The 24,848-nt window shown below is 53.8% G+C and carries 23 protein-coding genes; 16 read left to right on the top strand and 7 right to left on the bottom strand.

What is annotated here, in order from left to right; all coding sequences use genetic code 11:
* The first annotated feature begins 11 nt into the window (after positions 1-11).
* The 7 genes from SOJ49_RS16075 (at position 12) to SOJ49_RS16045 (ending at position 4,629) form a co-directional block, all read left to right on the top strand.
* The gene (locus SOJ49_RS16075; protein WP_369855506.1) at positions 12-488 is read left to right on the top strand and encodes an ArsC/Spx/MgsR family protein; all 477 of its coding nucleotides are present in this window, start codon (positions 12-14) and stop codon (positions 486-488) included.
* Positions 485-1,126 carry a nitrogen fixation protein NifQ gene (locus tag SOJ49_RS16070; RefSeq protein ID WP_369855505.1) on the top strand — a complete coding sequence of 214 codons (642 nt, stop codon included), beginning with the start codon at positions 485-487 and terminating at the stop codon, positions 1,124-1,126. Before SOJ49_RS16075 ends, SOJ49_RS16070 begins: the two co-directional genes overlap by 4 nt.
* Positions 1,127-1,181: 55 nt before the next feature.
* The gene (locus SOJ49_RS16065; RefSeq protein WP_369855504.1) at positions 1,182-1,973 is read left to right on the top strand and encodes an ankyrin repeat domain-containing protein; all 792 of its coding nucleotides are present in this window, start codon (positions 1,182-1,184) and stop codon (positions 1,971-1,973) included.
* A gap of 11 nt (positions 1,974-1,984) precedes the next feature.
* Positions 1,985-2,323 carry a Grx4 family monothiol glutaredoxin gene (grxD, locus tag SOJ49_RS16060; RefSeq protein WP_369855503.1) on the top strand — a complete coding sequence of 113 codons (339 nt, stop codon included), beginning with the start codon at positions 1,985-1,987 and terminating at the stop codon, positions 2,321-2,323.
* A gap of 12 nt (positions 2,324-2,335) precedes the next feature.
* On the top strand, positions 2,336-2,605 hold the full coding sequence (locus SOJ49_RS16055; protein WP_369855502.1) for a BolA family protein: 270 nt from the start codon (positions 2,336-2,338) through the stop codon (positions 2,603-2,605).
* A gap of 174 nt (positions 2,606-2,779) precedes the next feature.
* Positions 2,780-3,493, top strand: coding sequence for a dinitrogenase iron-molybdenum cofactor biosynthesis protein (locus SOJ49_RS16050; protein WP_369855501.1), 714 nt, complete (start codon positions 2,780-2,782; stop codon positions 3,491-3,493).
* A 572-nt stretch (positions 3,494-4,065) separates the two neighbouring features.
* Complete coding sequence (locus SOJ49_RS16045; RefSeq protein WP_369855500.1) at positions 4,066-4,629, top strand: hypothetical protein; 564 nt, start codon at positions 4,066-4,068, stop codon at positions 4,627-4,629.
* A 157-nt stretch (positions 4,630-4,786) separates the two neighbouring features.
* Here SOJ49_RS16045 and SOJ49_RS16040 read toward each other — a convergent pair whose 3' ends face one another.
* The 7 genes from SOJ49_RS16040 to SOJ49_RS16010 all read right to left on the bottom strand — a co-directional run bounded on the left by SOJ49_RS16040 (position 4,787) and on the right by SOJ49_RS16010 (position 17,019).
* Positions 4,787-7,309, bottom strand: a complete 2,523-nt coding sequence (locus SOJ49_RS16040; protein WP_369855499.1) for a glycogen/starch/alpha-glucan phosphorylase — start codon at positions 7,307-7,309, stop codon at positions 4,787-4,789.
* Positions 7,310-7,329: 20 nt separating this feature from the next.
* Positions 7,330-8,796: a glycogen synthase GlgA gene (gene glgA, locus SOJ49_RS16035; protein WP_369855498.1), complete on the bottom strand. Its 1,467-nt coding sequence runs from the start codon at positions 8,794-8,796 to the stop codon at positions 7,330-7,332.
* 17 nt (positions 8,797-8,813) lie between these two features.
* Positions 8,814-10,991, bottom strand: a complete 2,178-nt coding sequence (gene glgB, locus SOJ49_RS16030) for a 1,4-alpha-glucan branching protein GlgB (protein WP_369855497.1) — start codon at positions 10,989-10,991, stop codon at positions 8,814-8,816.
* Between the two features lie 14 nt (positions 10,992-11,005).
* On the bottom strand, positions 11,006-12,376 hold the full coding sequence (malQ, locus tag SOJ49_RS16025; protein ID WP_369855496.1) for a 4-alpha-glucanotransferase: 1,371 nt from the start codon (positions 12,374-12,376) through the stop codon (positions 11,006-11,008).
* A gap of 6 nt (positions 12,377-12,382) precedes the next feature.
* Positions 12,383-14,110, bottom strand: coding sequence for a hypothetical protein (locus tag SOJ49_RS16020; RefSeq protein ID WP_369855495.1), 1,728 nt, complete (start codon positions 14,108-14,110; stop codon positions 12,383-12,385).
* Positions 14,111-14,309: 199 nt separating this feature from the next.
* Positions 14,310-15,584 carry a glucose-1-phosphate adenylyltransferase gene (gene glgC / locus SOJ49_RS16015; protein WP_369855494.1) on the bottom strand — a complete coding sequence of 425 codons (1,275 nt, stop codon included), beginning with the start codon at positions 15,582-15,584 and terminating at the stop codon, positions 14,310-14,312.
* Between the two features lie 583 nt (positions 15,585-16,167).
* Positions 16,168-17,019, bottom strand: coding sequence for an SIR2 family protein (locus tag SOJ49_RS16010; RefSeq protein ID WP_369855493.1), 852 nt, complete (start codon positions 17,017-17,019; stop codon positions 16,168-16,170).
* Positions 17,020-17,607: 588 nt separating this feature from the next.
* Here SOJ49_RS16010 and nifH point away from each other — a divergent pair.
* From nifH to SOJ49_RS15965, 9 genes are all read left to right on the top strand, one after another.
* The gene (gene nifH / locus SOJ49_RS16005) at positions 17,608-18,492 is read left to right on the top strand and encodes a nitrogenase iron protein (protein WP_369855492.1); all 885 of its coding nucleotides are present in this window, start codon (positions 17,608-17,610) and stop codon (positions 18,490-18,492) included.
* Between the two features lie 146 nt (positions 18,493-18,638).
* Entirely contained in the window at positions 18,639-20,117 is a 1,479-nt protein-coding gene (gene nifD, locus SOJ49_RS16000) for a nitrogenase molybdenum-iron protein alpha chain (RefSeq protein ID WP_369855491.1), read from the top strand.
* Between the two features lie 100 nt (positions 20,118-20,217).
* Positions 20,218-21,789, top strand: a complete 1,572-nt coding sequence (nifK, locus tag SOJ49_RS15995; protein WP_369855490.1) for a nitrogenase molybdenum-iron protein subunit beta — start codon at positions 20,218-20,220, stop codon at positions 21,787-21,789.
* Positions 21,790-22,001: 212 nt separating this feature from the next.
* Positions 22,002-22,223: a putative nitrogen fixation protein NifT gene (gene nifT, locus SOJ49_RS15990; protein WP_369855489.1), complete on the top strand. Its 222-nt coding sequence runs from the start codon at positions 22,002-22,004 to the stop codon at positions 22,221-22,223.
* 19 nt (positions 22,224-22,242) lie between these two features.
* Complete coding sequence (locus SOJ49_RS15985) at positions 22,243-22,947, top strand: dinitrogenase iron-molybdenum cofactor N-terminal domain-containing protein (protein ID WP_369855488.1); 705 nt, start codon at positions 22,243-22,245, stop codon at positions 22,945-22,947.
* A complete protein-coding gene (locus SOJ49_RS15980; protein WP_369855487.1) occupies positions 22,944-23,210 on the top strand; it encodes a hypothetical protein in 267 nt (88 codons plus the stop codon). Before SOJ49_RS15985 ends, SOJ49_RS15980 begins: the two co-directional genes overlap by 4 nt.
* Before the next feature lie 10 nt (positions 23,211-23,220).
* The gene (locus SOJ49_RS15975; protein ID WP_369855486.1) at positions 23,221-23,961 is read left to right on the top strand and encodes a 4Fe4S-binding leucine-rich repeat protein; all 741 of its coding nucleotides are present in this window, start codon (positions 23,221-23,223) and stop codon (positions 23,959-23,961) included.
* Positions 23,954-24,364, top strand: coding sequence for a NifB/NifX family molybdenum-iron cluster-binding protein (locus SOJ49_RS15970; RefSeq protein WP_369855485.1), 411 nt, complete (start codon positions 23,954-23,956; stop codon positions 24,362-24,364). Before SOJ49_RS15975 ends, SOJ49_RS15970 begins: the two co-directional genes overlap by 8 nt.
* Positions 24,348-24,830 carry a hypothetical protein gene (locus SOJ49_RS15965; protein ID WP_369855484.1) on the top strand — a complete coding sequence of 161 codons (483 nt, stop codon included), beginning with the start codon at positions 24,348-24,350 and terminating at the stop codon, positions 24,828-24,830. The genes SOJ49_RS15970 and SOJ49_RS15965 overlap by 17 nt, the downstream gene beginning before the upstream one ends.
* Positions 24,831-24,848 lie beyond the last annotated feature (18 nt).

Here is a 24,848-nt window from a genome sequence, read left to right as displayed (position 1 = left end):
GAGATTGTATCGTGCTGCATTTTTATGAAAAACCAGGCTGCATCAATAATACCCGCCAGAAAAAGATTCTGCGCGAAGCCGGTGTTGACGTGGTTGAGCATAACCTGCTCACCACTCCTTGGCAGGCACAGCAGTTGCGACGTTTTTTTGATTCCTTGCCGGTGAGCGAGTGGTTCAACCGCTCGGCACCCGCCGTTAAAAACGGTCAGATCGACCCTGAACACTGTACGGCAGAGCAAGCAATGGCAGCGATGATTGCCGAACCGCTATTGATCCGACGGCCGTTAATTCAGCTGGAAGGTTGGTATCACTGCGGTTTTGACTGGCCCCGTTTACAGCAGCAGCTGGGGCTGGGCGCTCGCAGCCGCGAAGAACTGGATGTTCCTGATGATATTGAAGGCTGTGCCAGCCACCACGCTTCGGGGAAGAGCTGCACGGTTCCCGGCAGCATAACAAACAGTCGTACCCAGACAGGAGAATACGCATGAACCTGGCGGTGACTTTACGTCCAACACTCTGGCGACAGATTGTCATCCAGCTGTTGCCAATGGCCAATAGTGAGCGGCAACCCCTGCGTGCCAATACCAGTCGCTGGTTAGGACAAATGCTGCGTGGTCAGCGTCAGGGACGTACCTGTCTGCCGTACTACCTGGGTCTGAAGCCGGTCGATTTTCGCTGGTTTATGCATCGCTACCTGCATGGCCAAAACCGTTATCAAAGCCTGCCGTCGCCACGCCAGCAAGACCGTGACAATCTGCGTCACGATACCGACTTGCGCCAGCAACTGCTGGAAATGCGTGAGGACGAATGGCAGGAAATACGCCAGTTGCTGCTGCAATACCGGGCTGGCAAGGACGATAGCGAATTGCTGATGGCTGATATCGTCGCTGCGGGTTGTCTTGGTGGCGAACATCTCTGGCGTGACCTCGGCTTGCTCAATCGCAGCGAGTTGAGTGCTTTGTTGTCGCAGAATTTTCCTCAGCTGGTGGCCGCCAACGATCGCGACATGAAGTGGAAACGATTCTTTTACAAGCAGTTGTGTGAAGCCGGTGGCGGTTATGTTTGTCGCGCCCCCAGCTGTGATGAATGCACCGCGTATGCCGACTGTTTTGGCCCTGAAGACTGATTTCGAATGACCCATTAATCCATCAATGACCATTTTTCTGGAAGAGGAGATCACCATGACTCAATGGCAAACCCTGTCCGTTACCGAAGCTGAAGCGATGTTATATGACGGCCCTATGTTGCTGCTTGACATGCGTGATTTCCGTTCTTATCTGTCGGGTCATCATCCTGCTGCGCTGCATCTGAATGACAGTAATTTGCGCGCCTTGATCAAACATACCGCGCGCTCCGTGCCGGTGTTGATCTACTGCTATCACGGCCACGCCAGTCAGGATATGGCACAGCTGTTCAGTGACTTCGGCTTTACCAGCTGTTACAGCCTTGATGGTGGCTATGAAGCCTGGTATCCGAGCATCAGCCGTCCGCTTGATGCTATCAGCCACGAACTGTGTGGCTGGCTGGTCGACAACGAATTTGATCCGACCAATCTTGACCAGCGTGGTGACAACCAGAACACAGCGCTGATGCAGGCTTGTCGGGAAGGTAATTTTGCCATCGCCCACGAGTTGGTGATGGCCGGTGCGGGTATCGATCTGGTTAACAAGGATGGTAATAACGCCCTCTGGATGGCATGCCACAGTAAAAACGCTCGTATCGTCAAACTATTGCTCGATAACGATATTGATATGGACCAGCAAAATGACCACGGTGCGACGGCGCTGATTTACGCCGTTTCTATTGGTCATAACCCACTGGTTGCACAACTGCTGGAGGCCGGTGCTGATACCTCACCGACCACGCTGGATGACTTCTCGGTACTCGACGTTGCCGCCAGTACCAGTACCTTACGCCTGCTGCAACACCACATTCTGCCGGATAACCACCCGGTTAATCGCTTTGTCGCCTGAGGGAAACCACCATGAGCACCACCGATATTATCCAAACCATCAATAAGCAAATCACCAGCAATCCGGTACTGATCTATATGAAAGGCACACCGGAAGCGCCGGAATGCGGTTTTTCTGCGGCGGCAGTCAAGTCACTGCAAGCAACCGGTGCCGACTTTGCCTATGTCAATATCCTGCAAGCACCATCGATTCGGGAGCGCCTGCCGAAGGTTTCCAACTGGCCAACCTTTCCCCAGTTGTTCGTTAATGGCGAACTGGTTGGCGGTAGTGACATTGTTTGCAGTATGGCAGCGGATGGCTCGCTGAAAACACTGCTGCAAGAAGCCAACGTCAGTGCCAGCGCTGAATAACAGGACGTCATTATGGAAACCAGTGAAGTTCGTCAGCGTATCCTGCAGGCTCTGGAAGATCCGGATGCAAGCATCGAGATAGACGGAGCGGACTGCAATTTCACCGCCCGAGTGGTCAGTCAGGTCTTTGATGGCCTGCGACCAGTGCAACGGCAGCAACGTATCCTGGCGGCTTTCAGTGAATCGCTGGCCACGGGCGAGTTACATGCCCTGACGGTGGAAGCGTTTACCACGATGGAGTGGCAAGCCCGTGCACCAGGTGGTCTGACCCGATTGATGTAATGGCGGCCCACGGTATGCCGTGGGCTTGCAGCCTGGCTACGATAAGCCAGGTAATGCACCTGCGTTGTAGCACCACGGCATGCCGTGGCAAGCGTGGTGAGGTGCCCAGTTATGATGAGATGACATGCCGTTTGGCCGACTCGTCGGCACCCAATAATGAGATGGAGACTAGCGATGAGTGAATTACCGCCTATCAGCCGCGAAGCGGCTCTTCGAATAGCCATGGCTGCCCGCATTCTGCCGGATATCAGCATTGGCCAGTTGCTGGATATTCTTACCCGCCGAATAGATGGCGATCTGTCGGAAGAATCTCTGGCGACGATCACGGTCACGGATTTGAAAACCGGCTTTGGCAGTGCCGATGGTGAAGAGGATGGTGAAGACATCAGTCTTGGCCTGCCAGCTATCAAGGAAGCCGTACGGATTCTTTGGGGTGAGAATGAAGAGGAAGATTTGCCACAACCCGTAGCGGGAGCCGGTGATATGCCCAATTCCATCCGGGTGGCTGTGGCTTCCAATAGTGGCGAGTTGCTCAACGGCCATTTTGGTTCCTGCCTGCGTTTTCTGGTGTATCAGTTGAGTGCCAGCGAATTTCAGCTGGTGGACGTACGTTCGGCGCTGGAAGCTGACTTGTCGGATGATCGCAATGCCTTTCGCGCTAGCCTGATCAATGACTGTCAAGTGGCGTATGTGCAATCGATAGGCGGCCCGGCTGCAGCCAAGGTCGTGCGTGCGGGCGTATATCCGATCAAGCAAAAAGACGTCTGCGAGGCCAGTGAGGTACTTATGCGTTTGCAGGGGGTGATGGAAAACTCTCCTCCGCCCTGGCTGGCCAAGATTCTGGGCGTATCAGCCGAAGATCGGGTACGGTTCGCTAAAGAAGCTTGAAGGGGACATCTATTTAATCCTCTCTGCGCGAGTGTTGATCGGTGATCAGGGCAAGGCGGCGAATGCAGCGAAATGACGAGTCCTTTTCAAATTCGGCAACCCGCGCTCTACGGGGCGGCCGGATGATTCCGGCTCGGTGTCGCCGGTTTTTGACGCGACTCGTCAGGCCTGCAAACCGGCTTCGTGATACGACACCATCCGAAAGCCCAGAGCGGGCACCGGATTAAATAGATGTTCTCTGAATAGCAGTCCTCTCTATTCCAGCCAACCTGCTGTTCCGGCAGGTTGGTCGGGCCTTCTTTGTCAGTGCCTTTCCGTGGCTGGTGTTTCTGATGTTGGTGACCTGCCTGGCTCCGCTGTTGTCGCAAATCCGACAGCTCTGGGTTGTGTCCGCTTTGTCGGATAGCGTCGGCAGCGTTGTGTCGTAAATACGACATAATTACCATGTGCTTTTTTTGTTGAATTATAACGCTATGATTTTTAAGGATTTTTTAAGAAGTCCTTGCGCCGCAAGGCGGCAGGATTCTTGAAAGCAAATAGCAGGTAATCATCACTTTCAACAGGAAACTACCATGCTGCTTACTACCTATAAAGAAACCGGGCGTTTGTTCTACTCCAACTTTCTGGAGGCAACCAGTGAATCCGGCCTGCTGGCTTATCGCGGCGATCTGGTGATCGTTGCCGGTGAAATAGGGGACGACAAAGGCCATACTCTGCCACCCAAGGAAATTATGCGGGAAGCCGTGATCCTGGCAGATGACAAGATTCATATGTTTGTTGGTGCACTCGACAAAATGGCGTCCATTCCTGGACTGGTCGACTTCTACGGGGGTGATTTTGCACCGGATATGAAGGCTGTGCTGTTTGTTGTCAACCTGAAAAGCCCGGTGCAAGTCGACATCAATGGCATCAACTTTGTGCTGATTCCTATGGTTCAGGGTGTCCCCTGGAACGAATTGATGGAAGAGCTGGCTCTGGAAAAAAGCGATTTTAAAGGCCAGAAGCCAGCCGCCAAGCTGGAAACCATGTACGCCGAACTGAAAGGCTACAAGCCGAAGAAGTACCCGCTGACATCACTGGAAGAAGCAATGACCATGACCAACTCTGCCGTTCGTGAGATTCACGGCGCCTTGTAATTGTCAGGTTGTTTTGTTCCTTGAATTGACCACTGCATGGATGATTCATGCAGCGGTCAATATAGTGGACAGGGTTCAGCCGCTGTCCGTTTACTGGTTGTTTTCTTCTTTCTTCTTTCTTCTTTCTTCTTTCCGGTTATTGCCGGTTATTGCCGGTTCAGTCTCCGTCACCTACCGGTGTCAATTTCCAGATCTCCTCATTGTACTGACTGATGGTGCGGTCGGTGGAGAACACACCACTACGGGCAGAGTTGATAATGCTCATGCTGGTCCAGCGTTCGACGTTGCGGAAAGCCGTGGCGGCTTGTTGCTGGGCATCAACAAAACTGCGGAAATCGGCCAGTGTCACCCAAGGGTCGCCAGGTGATTTCATGCCATTGATCAGGTCGTCAAACAGGCCGGGTTCAAAGTGGTTGAAGTGACCGGATTCCAACAGGTTGAAGACGCTTTGCAGGTCATGATCACTGTCGATATAGCTTTGAGGATGATACTGGTGACGTAGCTCAGCCACTTCGTCGGTTTTCAGACCAAACAGGAAGAAGTTGTCTTCGCCCGCAGCTTCGAGGATTTCCACGTTGGCGCCATCAAGGGTGCCAATGGTCACGGCACCGTTCATCATGAACTTCATATTACCAGTGCCGGAGGCTTCTTTACCGGCGGTGGATATCTGCTCCGACAGATCGGTGCCAGGGGCGATGATTTCCATGACCGATACCCGGTAGTTGGGAATAAACGCCAGTTTCAGCTTGTCGCCGACTTCCGGGTCGTTGTTGATGATGTCGGCCACGTTGTTAACCAGCTTGATGATGGTTTTGGCCATAAAGTAGCCCGGTGCGGCCTTGCCACCAATCAGCACACAACGGTTGGTCCAGTTGGCGGTGTCACCCCGTTTGATGCGGGCGTACAGGTGGATCACGTGTAATACGTTCAGTAATTGGCGCTTGTACTCGTGAATGCGTTTGACCTGGACGTCGAACATGGAATCCGGGTTAAAAACAACGCCGGTATCTTGTTGTACCAGTTGTGCGAGACGTTTTTTGTTGTCGCGTTTGACTTCAATCCAGGCTTGACGGAATGAGTGGTTGTCGATCTGTTGTTCGATAGCGGTCAGTTCGTCCAGATGGGTAATCCAGCCTTCACCAATGGTGTCGGCCAGCAGTTTGCGTAATCCGGGGTTGGAACTGGCAATCCAGCGGCGCTGGGTTACACCGTTGGTCTTGTTGTTGAATTTCCATGGCCACAGTTGGTAAAAATCATTGAACAGACCATCTTTCAGCAGTTGTGAGTGCAGCGCCGCGACGCCATTCACCGAGAAGCTGCCAACAATGGCGAGGTAGGCCATACGCACGTTCTGGTGTTCGTCGATCACCGACATCTGCCGCAGACGATCATTGTCGCCAGGCCATTTCATCGCTACCTGCTTGAGGAAGCGGGTATTGATTTCGTAAATAATGTCGAGCAAGCGCGGCAGCAGTTTCTGGAACAACGAGACTTGCCAGCGTTCCAGTGCTTCCGGCAGCAGGGTGTGGTTGGTATAGGCCATGCAGTTGCTGGTGATTTTCCAGGCCTTGTCCCACTCCAGCCCCAGGTCGTCAATCAGGATTCGCATCAGCTCGGCGACCGCCAGACTCGGGTGAGTATCATTGAGCTGGAAGACGTTATGGGTATCAAAGTCGTCGACGTTGTGACCGTGTTGTTCAATCCATTGGGCCACCACATCTTGCAGCGAGGCTGAGACCAGGAAGTACTGCTGTTTCAGGCGCAGTTCCTTGCCGTTTTCACTGGCGTCGTTGGGGTACAACACCATGGTGATATTTTCGGCTTCGGCCTTGGAAGATACTGCTTCGAAGTAGGAGCCCCGGTTAAATTCGGAGAAGTTGAATATTTCGGTGGCCTGGGCTGACCATAACCGCAGGGTATTGACGGTGTTGTTTTTGTAGCCAGGAATCGGTACGTCATACGGTACTGCCAGTACTTCTTCGGTGTCTTCCCAGCGTACGGTCAGACGGCCGGTCTGATGATCGCGGTAGGGACGGGATACGCCCCCAAAGCGGATCACGCGGGTGTATTCGCGGCGCTGGAATTCCCACGGGTAGCTATCGTAGCCAAGCCAATGATCTGGAGCTTCAATCTGGTGGCCGTTCTGGATCAGCTGTTTGAACATGCCGTATTCATAACGCAGGCCGTAGCCCATCACTGGCAGTCGCAGGGTGGCACAGGAGTCCATAAAGCAGGCCGCCAGTCGACCAAGACCACCATTGCCGAGGCCGGCATCGGCTTCGGCATCTTCGATGTGTTCCAGCGCCAGGCCCAATTTATAAATGGCCAGGTCGACCTTGTCTTCGATACCGAGGTTGAGCATGTTGTTGCTCAGCGAGCGGCCGATAAGAAACTCCATCGACAGGTAATAAGCTTTTTTGCTTTTTTCCTGATGGTAACCGGCCCAGGTTTGCTTCCACAGCTTCATCACCCGGTCGCGTACGGCATAGGCGAGTGCCTTGTAGTGGTAGTCGGGTTCTGAGGCCAGATTGCGACCCAGCATGTTGTAGAGGTAGTTAACAAAATCCTCTTCGATGTCGGTGACGTTCATACCGACTTTTTTCAACAGCTCTTCAATTAACTCGCGTTGTGCTTGTGGAGACAGGGTTTCCGGGGTTGCCGCATGTGTAGGTTCCGACATTGTGCTGTTCTCCTGCTGAATTACTGAATCAGGTTCAGATATTGTTGGGCGCTGTCTTGCCAGCCAAAGTGCTGTTGCATGCCTTGTTTCTGCAATTTTTGCCAGCTCCGTTTTTTACCAAACAGGTACAGGGCGTGTTGTAGTGTTGATTTCAGGGCGTGCAGGCTGGGGTCGTAGAACACGAAGCCCGTCGCCGTACCATTGTCGAGGTTCTCGACCGTAGCATTGACGACGGTGTCTGCGAGGCCGCCGGTGCTGTGCACAATCGGTGGGGTGCCATACATCAGGCTATAAATCTGGTTAAGGCCACAGGGTTCAAAGCGGGATGGCATCAGGAATATGTCGGAGCCCGCTTCCACCAGGTGGGCCAGTGCCTCGGAATAGCCGAGATATACCAGCACCCTGCGAGGATAATAAATGGCCAGTCGCTGTAATGCGTCATGGTGCTCACGGTCACCGCTTCCCAGTACGACAAATATGGCATTTTCCTGCTCAAGGATTTGCGGAATCAGGTCGAGTACCAGATCCACGCCTTTTTGCCAGACCAGACGTCCGACCATGCCGATCACCGGTATGTTTGGGTCTATTTCGGATTCGTGCCAGCCAAAATGATTGAGCAGGGCTCTTTTGTTTTCGGCTTTGGCGGCTACCCGGCCTTTTTCGGCGCTGTAGGTACGGGCAATCAAACGGTCGGTTGCCGGGTTCCAGACGTCCTGGTCGATGCCGTTGATAATACCCACCAGGCGGCCTTCGCCCAGTTTGCGGGCCATCACGCCTTCCAGTCCGTAGGCGAATTCTGGCCAGGTAATCTCTTTGGCGTAGGTCGGGCTGACGGTGGTGACCCAATCGGCTTTTTCGATGCCTGCTTTTAACATCGACATCTGACCATGGAATTCCAGCCCGCCTTCGGCGCTCCACCAGTGCCATGGCAGGTTCAGGTAGTTGAACAGGCTGTTGGGGAAATTGCCCTGATAGGCCATGTTGTGAATGGTAAAGATAGTGGCTGGTGGTTGTGACTCTTCCGCCAAAAATGCCGGTACCAGCCCGGTTTGCCAGTCATTGGCTTGCACCAGGTCAGCACGCCAGCCGATGCCATGTTTGTCCATCGCCAGCTCGGCAACAATGCGGGAGAACACGCCGAAACGTTCGCCGTTGTCCCACCAGTCACTACCGTCGGCGGCCAGATACGGGTTGCCAGGGCGATCAAACAGTTCCGGGATATCGACAATCCACAGCGGCACATCGATACCACTGCTGCGGGCTTCCTTGATCACTACCGGGTGGTTGTAAAAAGTTGTACCCGTGTGGAATTCGGCAATCTTGTGGACGTCGGTGAGTTTTTCCCACACGGCCAGGTAACCGGGCAGCACGACCCGTACCTGATGGTCGAGCCGGGAGTAGGCATTGGGCAGGCCGCCCGATACATCCGCCAGACCGCCGGTCTTTATGACCGGATGAATTTCGGAAGTGGCAAACAATATATTCATGGAGGATTCGGACCCTTTTAACCCTGATATTTCAGCACCACTGCGCCCAACGGTGGAATATTTACCGTCGCTGAACAGGGTTTACCCATTAGAGGTTGCTCTTGTGTGAAAACGGTGCCCTGATTACCGACATTGCTGCCGCCGTACAGGCTGGCATCGGTATTGAGGATTTCTTGCCAGGTGCCAGGGTGTGGCATGCCCACCTGGTAGTGCTGGCGTGGTAGCGGTAAAAAATTGAACAGGCAGACCATGCATTCCTGGTCGCCCTTGCGAATAAAGCTCAGCAAGGAATGCTGCTGGTCGTTGCATTCGATCCACTCGAATCCCTGTTGCTCAAATTCATACTGATGCAGGGCCGGGGCTTGCCGGTACAGCCGGTTGAGGTCGCACACCAGTTGCTGGATACCTTTGTGATCGGGGTAGTTGAGCAGGTTCCAATCGAGGGAAACGGCTTCGTTCCATTCTGTCCATTGCCCCATTTCGCCCCCCATAAACAGCAGCTTTTTGCCGGGGTTGAGCCATTGCCAGGCTAATAACAGACGTAGATTGGCCATTTTTTGCCAGTTGTCGCCGGGCATTTTGCCTGCCAGTGAGCCTTTCAGATGTACCACCTCGTCGTGGGACAGCGGTAAAACGAAGTTTTCACTGTAGGCGTACATTTGACTGAAGGTCAGTTGGTTGTGGTGGTGACTGCGGTAAATCGGATCTTGCTTGAAATAACGCAGGGTGTCGTTCATCCAGCCCATATTCCACTTCATCGAGAAACCGAGGCCACCCATCCAGGTTGGACGGGATACCAGCGGCCAGGAGGTGGATTCCTCCGCCATCATCAGCGCACCAGGGCACTGGGCGTGGACTTCGTGGTTCAGAGTCTTGATAAATTCGATGGCTTCCAGGTTCTCATTGCCGCCATAACGGTTGGGCAGCCACTGGCCGTCTTCGCGGGCATAGTCGAGACACAACATGGAGGCCACGGCATCAACTCGCAGACCATCAATGTGGAATTCCTGCAGCCAGTAGAGGGCATTGGCAATGAGGAAATTACGTACCTCGTTACGGCCGTAGTTAAAAATGTAGGTGCCCCATTCCAGGTGTTCTCCCTGACGTGGGTCTTGGTGCTCGTACAGTGCGGTGCCGTCGAAGCGGGCGAGGGCAAAATCATCACGGGGGAAGTGGGCCGGTACCCAGTCGAGGAAGACGCCAATACCATGCTGGTGCAGCAGGTCAATCAGGTAACGCAGGTCATCGGGTGTGCCAAACCGGCTGGTTGGGGCGTAATAGCCGGAGGTCTGGTAACCCCAGGACTGATCGAGAGGGTGCTCGGCGACCGGTAGCAACTCCACATGGGTAAAGCCGGTGTGCTGCAAATAGCCGAGCAGGCGCTGGGCCAGTTCGCGGTAATTGAGAAAATTGCCTTGCTCATCGCGTGCCCAGGAACCCAGATGCAGTTCATAAATACTGATCGGCTGGTGTTGCCAGTCGGCTTCGGCGCGTTGTTGCATCCACTGCTGGTCTTGCCAGAGATGTTGGCTGCGACAAACCACCGAAGCGGTTTCCGGTCGCATTTCCATCTGGCTGGCGTAGGGGTCGGTTTTGATGCGCAGGGCATTGTTGTGGCCACAGAGGATTTCGAACTTGTAGAGGTCACCGCACTGCAGTCCGGGAATAAACAGCTCCCACACGCCGGAGCTGCCACAGACGCGCATGGGGTGGCGCAGGCCATGCCAGTTGTTGAAGTTGCCAATTACCGACACCCGTTTGGCGGCCGGTGCCCAGACGGCAAAATACACGCCGTCGACGCCATCAATGCAGCTGGGGTGCGCGCCGAGCAGGTTATAAATGTGCCAGTGGCGACCTTCGGCAAACAGATGCAGGTCGAGGTCGCCTGCCTGTTGGGCAAACGACCAGGGCGATACCATGTCATGGCGAACCCCGTCGTCTTCTTCCCAGGCGACTCGATAGTGCTGTGGTAGCCGGTTTTTCTGATCCTCACTGAGGTGAGCGACAAAACAGGCGGAGCCTGCCAGTGGTCGCAGTGGCTGGCCTTCGAGCCAGCCCTTGTTGGCTCCGGGTAACCAAACCCGGACTAGCCAGCCGTTGTTATCGCGGTGTAAACCCAGAAAGCTGAAAGGGTCACCATGTACTCCGTTTTCCATCCATTGCAGGTGTTGTGACACGTCTGCTGTTTCAGTCATGTTGGTTCTCTTGGTCAGCAGGGGGAGCGTTTGGCGGCATCCGCCAACGCAGCAATCCGTTGTGCCAGGGTACTGGTCAGTTGTTGTGGATCATAACGCCATTGCCAGTTGTCGACGATGGTTCCGGGGGTATTCATTCGGGCCTGATTATCCAGGCCCAGGAAATCCTGCAACGGCACAATGGCCATGTGGGCAGGCGAGTGGAATGCGGCGTTGATCAGCGGCCAGGGCATATCGCCAGTTGTCAGGTCAAGTTGCGACAGTATCCAGCTTTTCTGACCCTCGTCCTGTAATGCCTGCCACCAGCCCAAGGTGGTTTCGTTGTCGTGGGTGCCGGTATAAACCACTGAATTTTCTACCTGCTCGGCCAACGCATGGGGGTTGTCGGGCAAGCCGTTAAAACCGAATTGCAGTACTGACATACCGGGCAGACCAAAGGATTCCTTCAGCGCGACCACTTCCGGGGTAATGATACCGAGGTCTTCGGCGATCACGGGCAGCGGATTATGGCTGGCTTGTAACGCCGCCAGCAGTTCATGCCCCGGTGCCTTGACCCAGGTTCCCTGCATGGCTGTTGGTTCACTGGCGACGATTTCCCAACTGGCTTCGAGGCCACGGAAATGGTCGATACGCACCAGATCAAACAGTTCCAGGCTCCAGGCCATGCGCTGTTGCCACCAGCGAAAGCCGTTGGCCTCCATGGTGGGCCAGTTGTAGTGGGGGTTGCCCCAGCGCTGGCCGGTTTCAGAAAAATAATCCGGTGGCACGCCGGTCACGACGGTGGGGTCGAGGTTATCGTCGAGCCTGAATTCGTCGGGATTGCTCCAGACATCAACACTGTCGTAGGCAACAAAAATCGGAATATCCCCAAACAGCCGGATACCACGGGTATTGGCGTCGGCTTTCAGTTGTTGCCAGCACTGGATCAGGGCAAATTGTTGCGTACAGATGGCTTGCAGCTCGGCAACATGGCTTTGGTCGAGTTGCGCCAGAGCCTGAGGATTACGGAACTTGTAGATATCGGGCCACTGATTCCAGGCGCTGCCCCCGAACAGGCTTTTTAATAATGTAAAACGAGCGTAAGGCAACAGCCAGTGGGGCGGATTGGCCATAAAAGTCGCCAGCGCTTGTGGGTCAACCTCTGCTTGCCAGTTGTCAGGCAACAAGGCTGGATTAAACGCAAAAGCCGAGATTCCCTGATAGGGCGACAGGCCATCCAGCGGTTCGGTTAACGGCAGCATCTGCCACACCGTCAGGTGAGCGGCTGTCATCCAGTCGAGAAACGTCCCTGCTGTGGCATCCAGTTTGCCGGAGGGCAGCGAGGTGGGATGGAGCAGAATCCCGGCGCAGCGGGCATCGGTTGTTGCGGTAGTAGCCATCATCATCCCTGCTCAGTTGCGAATCATGGTGCCCGAATGGTTGGAATGGCTGCCGCCACTGGACTGCAGCCGGGTGATATTGTCCGGTGGTGCCAGTTTTAACAGCTGATAGAGTTTTTCCAGATGACGCTGATACAGCAGGGTAAAGTCGCGTACCGAATCGGCCGGGTTGTAGTCACCAAACCACCAGAACCAGTCGGAACCTTCACATACGGCCAGCTGGTGAGTGGCTACTTCGAGTTCGCTATCACTCAGTTGCTGGCTGGCGACAACGCTGTCGAACGCCTGCTTGGCTTCCACCAACAGATCCCAGCCGATGTTTTTGTCCTTGTCCCCAATCCAGGTCGAGAAGCTGCCATAGACCCAGCTACCGGCCTTGAGCACCGGCAAGTCGCGCACCTTGGCGTTCTGATCCAGGGCATCGGAAAAGGTAGTCATTTCCACACGGGGATGTTCGGTCAGGGTTTTGTAAAGGGTTTCAAGGAAGGTGTAACCGTTATCCGGGTAATACTCCCAGGGGTTCTCGCCATCGAGAATCACCGCCACCACATGCTCTTCGACCTGATCACCAAGATGGTTGGCGATGTTGTCGAGGTTGTGGGAGAAGTTGTTGGCAGCGTCTTGCGGGTTCCAGGTTTTGTATTCAAAACCGATCAGGTCAGACATGCCGTCATCACGGAAAAACAGCGCACAGTGCTGGTCTTTATGGCGCATCGGCTGATACAGCGCCCGCTTTGAGGAGATGGCGTGGACATCCAGCCGTGAGGCTTCGCAGGAATGTCGCCATACCCCTTCACCGGAGGCCGTCCAGCGAATATCAAACTCGTCGAGCAATCCGACCGCAGCGCTGGAAACCGCACCTTCCGATAACCAGACCCCGGACGGTGCCTTGCCAAAGAAGTGCCGGAACTGCTCAATGCCATGCTGCATATGCCAACGCGCCCGTGCGTAACCATCGGGATAGCCGGGATGCTCTGGCAAGGCGGCATCCGGCATGGCATCGCGGGTGGTATTGAAGTCGATCAGCAGCGGCACAATCGGATGGCCATAAGGGGTCATGGAGATTTCAATCTGGCCGCTATCTTGCAGTTGGCGATAACGCGGCACGATGTCTTCAAGAATATCCGCCATGATCAACACCAGGGTTTGCTGGTCGTCACGGTTGAAATGTTCTTCTGCCAGGCCCTTGTTAATCAGCTGTTCAACCCGTTCGTCACGCAGGCGCAGGGAATGACCCATCCAGGCGAGGTGATACCAGACCAGCAGGTCGGTAAAAAAGGCGGTGTTGAAATACGATAGGCTGGTTGCATCTTCGATGCCTTTTATTTGATCGGCTCTGGCCATATCCAGCAATTTTCGGAATGGCGGAAAGACATCAATCATGGTCGGGGCAAACGCCTTGTTGCACGATTGCAGGATCTCAAACCGGGTATCGAGGTCGTCTTCCACCGCCATGGCACCGGCCACCAGATTCAGCAAGCGGTCACCCATCGGCTGACCGTTGGCCAGCCATTGACGCATCTGGATGGCGTAGTCATCGAGCTGTTCCAGCAGCACGGGGGCAAAGTTCACCACCACCCGTGCCGCCGGATTGTTTTCCAGGTGCGCGGCCATGTCGGAATAATCCTTGATGGCGTGCAGGTAAACCCACGGCAGTCGATACTGGCCGTCGAGTCCATCACGATAGTGCGGCTGGTGCATATGCCAGCAAATAACCAGTTTGATCTTGTTTGGCTGCATCTCGAACTGTCCGTTATGGGGGCGGGTTCAGTGGTTCTTGTCTAACAGGTTGTTGATTTTCTATCTGCGTGGCCACTGCGTTGTTAAAAACAGGCTCAAATCGGTCATTTATCTCGTATAAACTCCCTCTTTTCGCCGGTTTTTGCCTTGCATTGACTGTCTCGAAAACAAAAATCAACAACCTGCTAAGAGGTCTTGTTTAACGGGTCATATGGATATTCTGACCAAGCATCTCCGGGGTGACCAGTACGATACCGGATTCGTCAACATGGAAACGCCTGCGATCGGCTTCGATGTCTTCACCGATAATGGTGCCAGCCGGAATTTCACAGTCCTTGTCGATCACCGCGTTCTGGATGCGACAGTGACGGTGCACATTCACTTGCGGCAGCATCACGGTGTCCTTGATATGACAATAACTGTGAATCCGGCAGTCACTGGAAATCACTGAGCGCTTGATTCTGGCACCGGAGATAATGCAGCCTCCGGCGACCAGGGAATCGATGGCTTCACCCCGACGGCCTTCGTCGTCAAACGTGAATTTGGCCGGTGGCAGCTGCGGCTGATAAGTCCACACCGGCCAATCACGGTCGTAAAGGTTGAGATCTGGTGTGATGCTGCAAAGGTCGATATTGGCTTTCCAGAAGGCTTGCAGGGTACCCACATCGCGCCAGTAGGCGGGTTTGCCTTTGACCTCGTCAGTGAACGGGAAGGCCTGAACATTGTGCCTGGATATCACACCAGGAATGATGTCCTTACCGAAATCGCGGGAAGAATCCGGGTTATCGTTATCGTCAATCAGGGTGCGATAGAGAAAGTCGCTGGAGAACACGTAGATACCCATGGACGCCAGCGCCGATCCCGGTTTGCCAGGAATGCACTCTGGCTTGGCCGGTTTCTCGCTAAAGCGGGTAATCTTCATGTCCTCGTCGATCGACATCACCCCGAAATCTGAAGCTTCCTCAAGGGGCACTTCAATACAGCCGACCGTGACATCAGCACCAGATTGCTGGTGGGCAGCCAGCATGTGGGTGTAATCCATGGCGTAAATGTGATCGCCTCCCAGTATCAGCACATAATTTGGGGTGTGATGACGGAGGATATCGAGGTTCTGGTAAATGGCGTCGGCAGTACCCTTGTACCAGCCCTTGTCGATACGTTGCTGGGCTGGCATCAGTTCGACAAATTCGCCCACCTCGTAACGCATAAAGGACCAGGCCCGCTGCACATGGCGGATCAGGGAGTGGGACTTGTATTGGGTCACCACGCTGATTTTTCGAATGCCGGAGTTAACACAATTCGACAAGACAAAATCGATAATGCGGTATTTACCACCAAAGGGCACTGCCGGTTTGGCGCGCCAGCGAGTGAGCTGTTTCAGGCGGCTGCCTTCGCCCCCGGCCAGCACCAGGGCAAGGGTCTTGCGGGAAATATCGGTCGGCAGTCGTACATCATCATCATAGCTCTTGAGCATATTGTTATCCTTTTTGCCTTGGTCCTGGCACCGGGCCGGTCATCTGTCCGGGCCTTACTTCCTTTATTCCGGAGAACCACCTGTCTGAGCAGAACGGGCGGGTTCCCAGGATTGTCGGATTATTCACAATGATCGAGCGAAGGTGGTTGTCTGATGTGATTCAGACACTCTCAGCCAGCGTCTGCTTTTAGCATCTGCCTTCCTGATGACAGCTTCAAGTGTTTGCTTATGCAGTTATACCTGTGTTCGGAAGCCGGATTGCAGGTTTTTGAGCGGGATTATCAGCTATGTCAATGTATTGGACGTTATACGACAAAAGGGTGTGAATAGGCACGACAGCGAAGCCTTGCTCGTGCGTTCGTGATGCATTAATTGAATTTTGCCCCCTGGCCGGGGAGACGAAAGACGTGTAGTGATGGTCACCAGCGAGGGGAAAGGAAGAGGCTACGGATGATTAGCCCTGCTGTCGACACAGCAATGACGAGGCGTAACGTGTGATGCTCATTGGAAGGTGCGCGGGTGAAAGCACCTGCCAATGAGTGGGTGAGTTGGCCGTCGTTGTCAGATGAACGACGGCGCGGACTCAGGCAGACAAGGCTTGTGCTTCGGCCATCAGATCGCTGAAATCGGCTTCAACAATCACCAGATTCTTTTTGTCGCAAAAGCGACGTTCCTTGTCATTAGGCTCCGGCATCAGTACCCAACCAGCAGGTTCACCAGCGTTGTAGATCATATCGCTCAGTACCATACGCTCGGTATCCCGTTGCATCCGTATACCGGCGAACAGGTACTGTTTGCCCTGGCGATATTCCTTGAGGAAACCAGGAATGGCGAAGCCACCCATCAGTTCGGTGATGTAATCAACGTAGTCGGCGTCGGAGGCAATGTAACAAGGATCGGGAACCGGTGTACCCATTGGTTTGAACAGTACGGGCAGCTGAGTGTCGACGCTGGCCTGGTCTATTTCGCTGTATTCATTGCCATCGGACTGGAAAATTCGGAAACGATAGTCTGTTCCGGCAATCCGCGAGATACCTACAATCAGTGTATGGGCGCGGCCCTGGTAAGCATTTTGTAGCTGGGTATCGCGATTGATATCAACGATGTAGGGCAATTCCATCGTGGCCAGCCACTGGTGGAAGGAAGACTGGCTCCATTGGCGTTCGCCGTACTGGGTGGTCAGAAAACGCTCGATAAACTTGCGGCCTTTCTTGTTTTCCAGATTCATTGCTGCACGGGGAAATTCGTACATCAATCGCGGGGCCATGGGTTTGCCGTCATTCATTGCCAATATCAGGCTGTCACTGTCGGCTGGAATCGCTTCGCCAGTGGTGGTTTCTACGACACCGTTTAATGTTCCTGCGCCCAGGTAAGGGATAATCTGCCCTGTGCGCAGACCGTTGGTCAGTGTTTGCAGAAGCTCCGAGCTTGCCATGTGGGATTCCTCTCTGTCGTCATTTTGGGTAAATCGTCTAAGCGTTACTGCGGCTGCTTCAATATTCACGCCAGAACGGCAGCTGCCGGTGACGGTTCTGCCCGTGCCCGCCCTTGCGTGCTTTCAGGCCGCCACAGGTGCCTTGCTGCAGGTTCTTGTCGCTATGTAGCAAATCAACCTTGACGCTATTTTTGGCGTAAAGACGACATTCGGATATTGCTACTTATATGGGCTTTTTATAGCCAGATATAAACGCTTCTATAAGACGTTAATAAAGCGCCAGCCAAAGATACAAAACCCGACAAATTGTTTGTTGGGTGTAGTACATCGCATGTGTTGTTGTCGTGATACATACCGGAAATCAACATTCTTTATTTATTAAAATCTTTTAAAAACAATGAGTTATGTATTTTTAGCAGAATGGCACGAGGTCTGCAGTATTGGAACTGTGAACAGGCAGCACAGGCTTTCGGTAAACGCCGGAAGTTACTGGTTTTTATCAGTAGTGCCAATGAAGCACGGTTGCCTGCCGCCCCGAACCCTTAAGGGTAAAGGTCCTCGCCCGGAAATTTACAGGAGATACAGACTATGGCTATGCGTCAATGCGCCATTTATGGCAAAGGCGGTATCGGTAAGTCCACTACCACTCAGAACCTGGTGGCTGCTCTGGCAGAAGCTGGCAAAAAAGTAATGATTGTTGGCTGCGATCCAAAAGCAGACTCCACTCGTTTGATCCTTCACTCCAAAGCTCAGAACACCATCATGGAGATGGCTGCTGAAGCGGGCACTGTGGAAGATCTGGAACTGGAAGACGTACTGAAAAGTGGTTACGGAGACATCCGTTGCGTTGAGTCCGGTGGTCCAGAGCCCGGTGTTGGTTGTGCCGGTCGCGGTGTCATCACAGCGATCAACTTCCTCGAAGAAGAAGGTGCTTACGAAGACGATCTGGACTTCGTGTTCTACGACGTACTGGGTGATGTTGTGTGTGGTGGTTTCGCCATGCCGATTCGTGAGAACAAAGCTCAGGAAATCTACATCGTTGTATCCGGTGAGATGATGGCTATGTATGCCGCCAACAACATCTGTAAGGGTATCGTGAAATACGCGAACTCTGGCAGCGTGCGTCTGGCTGGCCTGATTTGTAACAGCCGTAACACCGATAAAGAAGATGAGCTGATTGAAGGTCTGGCTGCTGCTATCGGCACTCAGATGATTCACTTCATCCCACGTGACAACGTGGTACAGCGCGCTGAAATCCGTCGTATGACTGTGATTGAGTACGATCCAACTGCCAAGCAGGCAGATGAGTACCGTGCTCTGGCCAACAAGATTATCGAGAACAAAAACCTCGTTATTCCTAACCCGGTCACCATGGATGAGCTGGAAGAATTGCTGATGCAATTCGGCATCATGGAAGAAGAAGACACCAGTGTTGTCGGCAAGACTGCTGCTGAGCTCGCAGCCGAAGCTTAAGCAGCTGGGCTGATCTGCCTCTCCGGAGTCAGTTGCCCATGCTCGGGATAGGACAGATTAGTCCTATCGGAACCCGTGTTGCGCAGGCATCCCCTCGCTTGCGCAACCCGGTCTGTTACCCGTTATTAACTTGAAGGAGGCTCACCATGGCCATGTCACGCGATGAAGTGGAATCGTTGATTCAAGAAGTGCTTGAGGTTTATCCAGAGAAAGCCAAAAAAGACCGCGCCAAGCACCTGACTCCAAACGATCCGACCCTCGAACAGTCCAAGAAGTGTATTACTTCCAACAAAAAATCCCTGCCAGGTGTAATGACCATTCGTGGTTGTGCCTACGCTGGCTCCAAGGGTGTGGTATGGGGTCCTATCAAGGACATGATCCATATTTCCCATGGCCCTGTTGGTTGTGGTCAATACAGCCGTGCTGGACGTCGTAACTACTACATCGGTACCACAGGGGTGAACACCTTTGTGACCATGAACTTTACCTCGGATTTCCAGGAAAAAGACATCGTATTCGGTGGCGACAAGAAGCTGTCCAAGCTGATTGACGAAATCGAAACCCTGTTCCCACTGAACAAGGGTATTACTATTCAGTCCGAGTGCCCAATCGGCCTGATCGGTGACGACATTGAAGCCGTTGCCAAGAAGAAAACGGCTGAACACGGCAAGACCGTTGTGCCGGTTCGTTGTGAAGGTTTCCGTGGCGTATCCCAGTCTCTGGGTCACCACATTGCCAACGATGCCGTACGTGACTGGGCATTAGGTGCCCGTGATGAAGACGACAGCTTTGACACTACACCATACGACGTTGCCATTATCGGTGACTACAACATCGGTGGTGACGCCTGGTCTTCCCGTATCCTTTTGGAAGAAATGGGTCTGCGCGTAGTCGCTCAATGGTCTGGTGACGGCACCATCTCTGAAATCGAGTTGACGCCAAAAGTGAAGCTGAATCTGGTTCACTGCTACCGCTCCATGAACTACATCTCTCGTCACATGGAAGAGAAGTACAAGATTCCCTGGATGGAATACAACTTCTTTGGCCCAACCAAGACTTGTGAGTCACTGCGCAAGATTGCGGCTCAGTTTGACGAAAGCATTCAGGCCAAGTGCGAAGAAGTGATCGCCAGATACCAGCCAGAATGGGAAGCGGTGATTGCCAAATTCCGTCCTCGTCTGGAAGGCAAGCGCGTCATGCTTTACATCGGTGGTTTGCGTCCACGTCACGTGATTGGCGCTTACGAAGACTTGGGTATGGAAGTGGTTGGTACTGGTTATGAATTTGGTCACAACGATGACTACGACCGTACCCTGAAAGAAATGGGTGACTCCACCCTGCTGTACGATGATGTGACCGGCTATGAATTCGAAGAATTCGTCAAGCGGGTACAGCCAGACCTGATCGGTTCCGGCATCAAGGAAAAATACATCTTCCAGAAAATGGGCGTGCCTTTCCGTCAAATGCACTCCTGGGATTATTCAGGCCCTTATCACGGCTTTGATGGCTTCGCTATCTTCGCCCGTGACATGGACATGACCCTGAACAACCCATGTTGGAAAATGCTGGCAGTGCCATGGAAGAAAACCGAAGCGGAAGACTCCGCTGTGGCAGCAACCGCCTGATATTCCCGATGCAAGAACGGGTGAGGGCGTGGTTGCCCTCATCTGAATCATCCCATTTACCCGCCAGACCACAGATTCGTGGCGCGGGAGGAGGACTCTTATGAGCCAGTCAGTAGACAACATCAAACCAAGCTATCCGCTGTTCCGTGACGATGATTACAAAGAGTCACTGCGTAACAAGAAAGCCAGCTTCGAAGAAGCACACAGCCAGGAAAAGATCGACGAAACCTTCATGTGGACGACCACTCAGGAGTATCAGGATCTGAACTTCCAGCGTGAAGCCCTGACGGTTAACCCAGCCAAGGCTTGTCAGCCACTGGGTGCAGTATTGTGTGCACTGGGTTTTGAAAAAACCATGCCTTACGTTCACGGTTCCCAGGGTTGCGTAGCGTACTTCCGTACCTACTTCAACCGTCACTTCAAAGAGCCGATTGCTTGTGTATCTGACTCCATGACAGAAGACGCAGCCGTATTTGGTGGTCAGCAAAACATGAAAGATGGTCTGGAAAACTGTAAGGCAACTTACAAACCAGACATGATTGCGGTATCCACCACCTGCATGGCAGAAGTGATCGGCGATGACCTTAACGCCTTTATCAACAACACCAAAAAGGAAGGTCATATTCCGCAGGAATACCCAACGCCTTACGCGCATACCCCATCATTTGTGGGTTCACACGTGACTGGCTGGGACAATATGTTTGAAGGTATTGCTCGCTACTTCACCCTGAACTTCATGGAAGACAAGGTGGTTGGCAGCAACGGTAAGCTGAACCTGGTACCAGGTTTTGAAACCTATCTGGGTAACTACCGTGTCATCAAGCGCATGATGAAAGAGATGGATGTCGATTTCACCATGCTGTCTGATCCTGACGAAGTACTGGATACTCCGGCTGATGGCCAGTTCCGCATGTACGCCGGTGGCACAACACAGGATGAAGTGAAGGATGCGCCAAACGCACTGAACACCATCATGCTGCAGCCTAACCAGCTGGTAAAAACCACCAAGTTCATCAAGGGCACCTGGAAGCACGACGTCCCTGCTCTGAAGATCCCTATGGGTCTGGGCTGGACCGACGAATTCCTGATGAAAGTCAGCGAAATCACCGGCAAGCCAATCGCGGCGGAACTGGAAAAAGAGCGTGGTCGCCTGGTCGACATGATGACCGACTCCCACACCTGGTTGCACGGCAAGAAGTTCGCACTTTGGGGTGATCCAGACTACGTCGAAGGCATGACCAAGTTCCTGTTGGAACTGGGTTGTGAACCGACTCATATTCTGGCTAACAACGGTAACAAGCGTTGGAAGAAAATGATGGATGCCATGCTGGCTACATACCCACAAGGTTCCGACTGTGAAGTTCACATCGGTAAAGACCTGTGGCACATGCGCTCACTGGTATTCACCAACCAGCCAGACTTCATGATTGGTAACAGCTACGGCAAGTTTATCCAGCGTGACACCCTGTACAAGGGCAAAGAGTTCGAAGTTCCACTGATCCGCCTGGGCTTCCCGATCTTTGACCGTCACCACCTGCATCGCCAGACTACCCTGGGCTACGAAGGTGCCATGCAGATGCTGACCACCATCGTCAACGCAGTGCTGGAACGTCTGGATGATGATACTCGCGGCATGCAGACCACTGACTATAACTACGATTTGATTCGCTAAGAATCACACTGGGTGTGGCTGGCATCATCATCAGAGCAGCGTTGGAATTGGCTCTGATGTCAACCACCACTCCCCGTGTTTAACGTTGTAAACGACGTAGTAGTGTCGCTTCCCGGTTCAGGCCGGGGTCTGAAAAGCCGCGAGAAATCTGATTTTTCGTGGCTTTTCTGCATACCCATTTAGTCAGATCCAACTCGATAGAGGGTAGTCTCATGCCAAACGTAATGCTGCGCGAAAATGACAAGGGTGAGCTGACCCTGTATGTACCCAAAAAAGACCAGGAAGACATTGTCGCTTCCATCGAATTTGATACTGCCGATACCTGGGGGGGTGAGCTGACCCTGGGTGATGGCTCCAGCTATATCATTGACACCTTGCCCGGTAAGCCGGATTTGCCCCTGACCATTCGGGCAAAACGCGGCGCGGAGGCTTGAGGTGGCCGCGGCGTCTGGGTTGAACGACCACGTTGCGCTGCGGATTGGTATGGCGTCGAGGTTGTTGCCCGATATAGCTCTGGCAGAGTGGATGGAGATTCTGATCCGGGCAGTGGGGTTGCCTTTAACGCCACAACGGCTCGGGCGTTTACGTCTGAATCGTCTGCGTCAGTCGGGCCGGGGAGCACTGAAACCGGTCAGCGATGACACCCTGCGTCAGGTCATTGCCCTGCTGCGCGGGCAGGGAGTGGATATGCGCCAGTCGGTGCCAACGCCACAAGCCTACGACGAAGGTGATATGCCAGGTTCTGTGCGTATTGCCTGCGCTTCCAATCGGGGTGATCGGGTTGATGGCCCGTTTGGCACCTGTGAGCGGTTTCTGGTGTATCAGGTATCGGCACAGGAAATACGCCTGATTGATGTGCGTGAAGTGCCAGATACAAGAACGCTCGCAGACCAGTTTGAAGGCGACAAACACAGCGCCAGAGCGGGTCTGATTCGCGACTGTCACGTCCTCTGCGCACTGACCATTGGTGGCATTGCCAGTGCCAAAGTGGTGAATGCCGGTTTACACCCGGTCAAGTCAGGATCGCCACGCGCTGCGACTGCCATGATGGCTGAGTTCCAACGGGTGCTGGATCAAACACCACCACCCTGGTTGTTAAAAATTATGGAAGCGTCCGCACGGGCGACCTGGGCCAGACAGCAGGAGTGTTTATCATGAGTAATCGCCATCAACTGCAAGTTATTTTTGACTATGTCGAACAACAGGGCCTGAGTGAACAAACCCTGCTTGAACTGCGTGAGCAGTACAAAGGCATGCACTTTACCTGGTGCTTTGATGACGACATCAACTTCCCGTATCCCTACCTTGAAAGACCGGGGTTTAACGTGTTTCTGGTGGATTCCCGTGATCATTGCTCGACCCTGACCCGCGATGTTGAAGTTGCTTCCGGGGTTGTATTTGCCGAAATTATTGACGACTAGCGGAGACAGCATGAATTCTGATACCGAGAATCTCACTCCGATTGGCGACTGCCGTCGCTGCCGTTACCGTGCCAATCTGTTACTGGCTGGTCGCTGCATCCCCGGTGATGCCTGTATCGCGGTCGACAGCGGGCGGCAAATGGATCGCTTTTTGCGTTTCAACCCGGAACTGGCACGTCATTACCTGGCCGATGCCTTTTGGGAACGCCGCGCCATTGCGGTTCGTTATTCCCCGCTGGAAGATCTCGGCAGACTGGTCACCGACTCTGACGAAGCTGTACGTCGTGCTGTTGCCTACCGCTTGCCACGGGAGCAGCTGCACGCGCTGATGAATGATGAAGATCGCGAAGTACGGATCACAGTGGCGGATCGTCTGCCCCTGGAACAGCTGGAAAAAATGGCCGTCGACCGTGACTATCTGGTGCGGGCCTACGTGGTGCAGCGGCTGCCGGAAGGACGTCTGTTCCGCTTTATGCGGGATGAAGATCGCCAGGTACGCAAAATGGTGGCCAAACGCCTGCCAGAAGAAAGTCTGGTAATGATGGCCCACGACCCGGAACCAGAAGTGCGTCGTATTGTGGCTTCCCGCTTACATGGGCCGGATGTGGTGGTGCTGCTTGATGACCCGGACTGGACGGTACGGCTGGAAGCAGTAGCCAACGCCCCGCTGGATACCTTGCACCCGGTACTGCAAGACGAAGACAACGAAGTACGAGAGGCAGCCGCAGCGCGGCTGAAAGCCAGTGTCTGAGTCTGGGCCGCTGTTGTTGCATGCCTCACATCAGGGCTGGCGGGTGGCAGTCGCCAGCAAGGATGGCGTGTCGATCAACCAGCATTTTGGCCATGCACAAACCTTTGTGGTGTATCAGTTGACGGCAGACGGCATTGAGTCACTCGAACAACGAGAGGTGAGTCTGTATTGCCACGGCCACAGTGCAGATCACGCCGCCATGGCCGATATCCTGACCACTATTCAGGACTGTGACGCTGTTTTGGTCGCTCGGGTTGGTGATGGTCCTGCCGACAAACTCCGTGCTATCGGCGTCGAACCTGTTGATGACTACGCTTACCTTGGTATTGACGAATCGCTGCAAGCCTACCGGGATCTTTGCCTGCAGCAGAATCAGGAGGGTTGTCATGGGCATGCTCGCTGATTCAGGCTCGTCTGCCGCAATCACTGCGGAAGCACTGGTACGAGTCTGGGTGATTAACCACCCGCTGACACCGGAACAGGTGGACTGTGCCACCACTGTGATGCTGAAAGTACTCGATGGTAAATGCAAAATGCCGCGTCACGAAAAAGTCCGCATGACCTGGCTTTATGATGCTGTCAAACATCAGCCAGGGGAGTTACTGGGCAGTGATACTCACCAGCTGATTGTTCGCGCCCGTCATTGCCTGTATCTGGCAAACATGCAGGCGCAGGCATCAGAACTGCCTCGGGAAACCCTCGCCGAGCTGGATCCGGCGCTGACTCTTGAAGTCTACGAGCGGCGCTTGCTGGCAGAAACCCGGCTGTCGCGCCCGGTAATGAAAGAATTCAAAGGCTGGATTCGGCAACAGGGGCTACTGCCTGAAAAACGCGCCAGCCAGTCCAATGCATCAGCCGATGCCGCCTGACCCGGAGTCTGATTGACC

This window comes from Candidatus Thalassolituus haligoni (assembly GCF_041222825.1).
GTDB classification, from domain to species: Bacteria; Pseudomonadota; Gammaproteobacteria; order Pseudomonadales; family Oceanobacteraceae; genus Oceanobacter; species Oceanobacter antarcticus.
Note: the sequence above shows the minus strand (reverse complement) of the source record. Positions and strands in the feature narration are given on the sequence as shown.

Excerpts from the sequence above, each read along its gene's own strand:
- SOJ49_RS16040 (WP_369855499.1), bottom strand. The coding sequence starts at position 7,309 with ATGTCGGAACCTACACATGCGGCAACCCCGGAAACCCTGTCTCCACAA.
- nifH (WP_369855492.1), top strand. The coding sequence starts at position 17,608 with ATGGCTATGCGTCAATGCGCCATTTATGGCAAAGGCGGTATCGGTAAG.
- glgA (WP_369855498.1), bottom strand. The coding sequence starts at position 8,796 with ATGAATATATTGTTTGCCACTTCCGAAATTCATCCGGTCATAAAGACC.
- glgC (WP_369855494.1), bottom strand. The coding sequence starts at position 15,584 with ATGCTCAAGAGCTATGATGATGATGTACGACTGCCGACCGATATTTCC.
- SOJ49_RS16070 (WP_369855505.1), top strand. The coding sequence starts at position 485 with ATGAACCTGGCGGTGACTTTACGTCCAACACTCTGGCGACAGATTGTC.
- SOJ49_RS15975 (WP_369855486.1), top strand. The coding sequence starts at position 23,221 with ATGAATTCTGATACCGAGAATCTCACTCCGATTGGCGACTGCCGTCGC.
- SOJ49_RS15980 (WP_369855487.1), top strand. The coding sequence starts at position 22,944 with ATGAGTAATCGCCATCAACTGCAAGTTATTTTTGACTATGTCGAACAA.
- SOJ49_RS16045 (WP_369855500.1), top strand. The coding sequence starts at position 4,066 with ATGCTGCTTACTACCTATAAAGAAACCGGGCGTTTGTTCTACTCCAAC.
- SOJ49_RS16050 (WP_369855501.1), top strand. The coding sequence starts at position 2,780 with ATGAGTGAATTACCGCCTATCAGCCGCGAAGCGGCTCTTCGAATAGCC.
- glgB (WP_369855497.1), bottom strand. The coding sequence starts at position 10,991 with ATGACTGAAACAGCAGACGTGTCACAACACCTGCAATGGATGGAAAAC.
- SOJ49_RS16065 (WP_369855504.1), top strand. The coding sequence starts at position 1,182 with ATGACTCAATGGCAAACCCTGTCCGTTACCGAAGCTGAAGCGATGTTA.
- malQ (WP_369855496.1), bottom strand. The coding sequence starts at position 12,376 with ATGATGATGGCTACTACCGCAACAACCGATGCCCGCTGCGCCGGGATT.
- SOJ49_RS16055 (WP_369855502.1), top strand. The coding sequence starts at position 2,336 with ATGGAAACCAGTGAAGTTCGTCAGCGTATCCTGCAGGCTCTGGAAGAT.
- SOJ49_RS15965 (WP_369855484.1), top strand. The coding sequence starts at position 24,348 with ATGGGCATGCTCGCTGATTCAGGCTCGTCTGCCGCAATCACTGCGGAA.
- grxD (WP_369855503.1), top strand. The coding sequence starts at position 1,985 with ATGAGCACCACCGATATTATCCAAACCATCAATAAGCAAATCACCAGC.
- nifD (WP_369855491.1), top strand. The coding sequence starts at position 18,639 with ATGGCCATGTCACGCGATGAAGTGGAATCGTTGATTCAAGAAGTGCTT.
- SOJ49_RS16020 (WP_369855495.1), bottom strand. The coding sequence starts at position 14,110 with ATGCAGCCAAACAAGATCAAACTGGTTATTTGCTGGCATATGCACCAG.
- nifT (WP_369855489.1), top strand. The coding sequence starts at position 22,002 with ATGCCAAACGTAATGCTGCGCGAAAATGACAAGGGTGAGCTGACCCTG.
- SOJ49_RS16010 (WP_369855493.1), bottom strand. The coding sequence starts at position 17,019 with ATGGCAAGCTCGGAGCTTCTGCAAACACTGACCAACGGTCTGCGCACA.
- nifK (WP_369855490.1), top strand. The coding sequence starts at position 20,218 with ATGAGCCAGTCAGTAGACAACATCAAACCAAGCTATCCGCTGTTCCGT.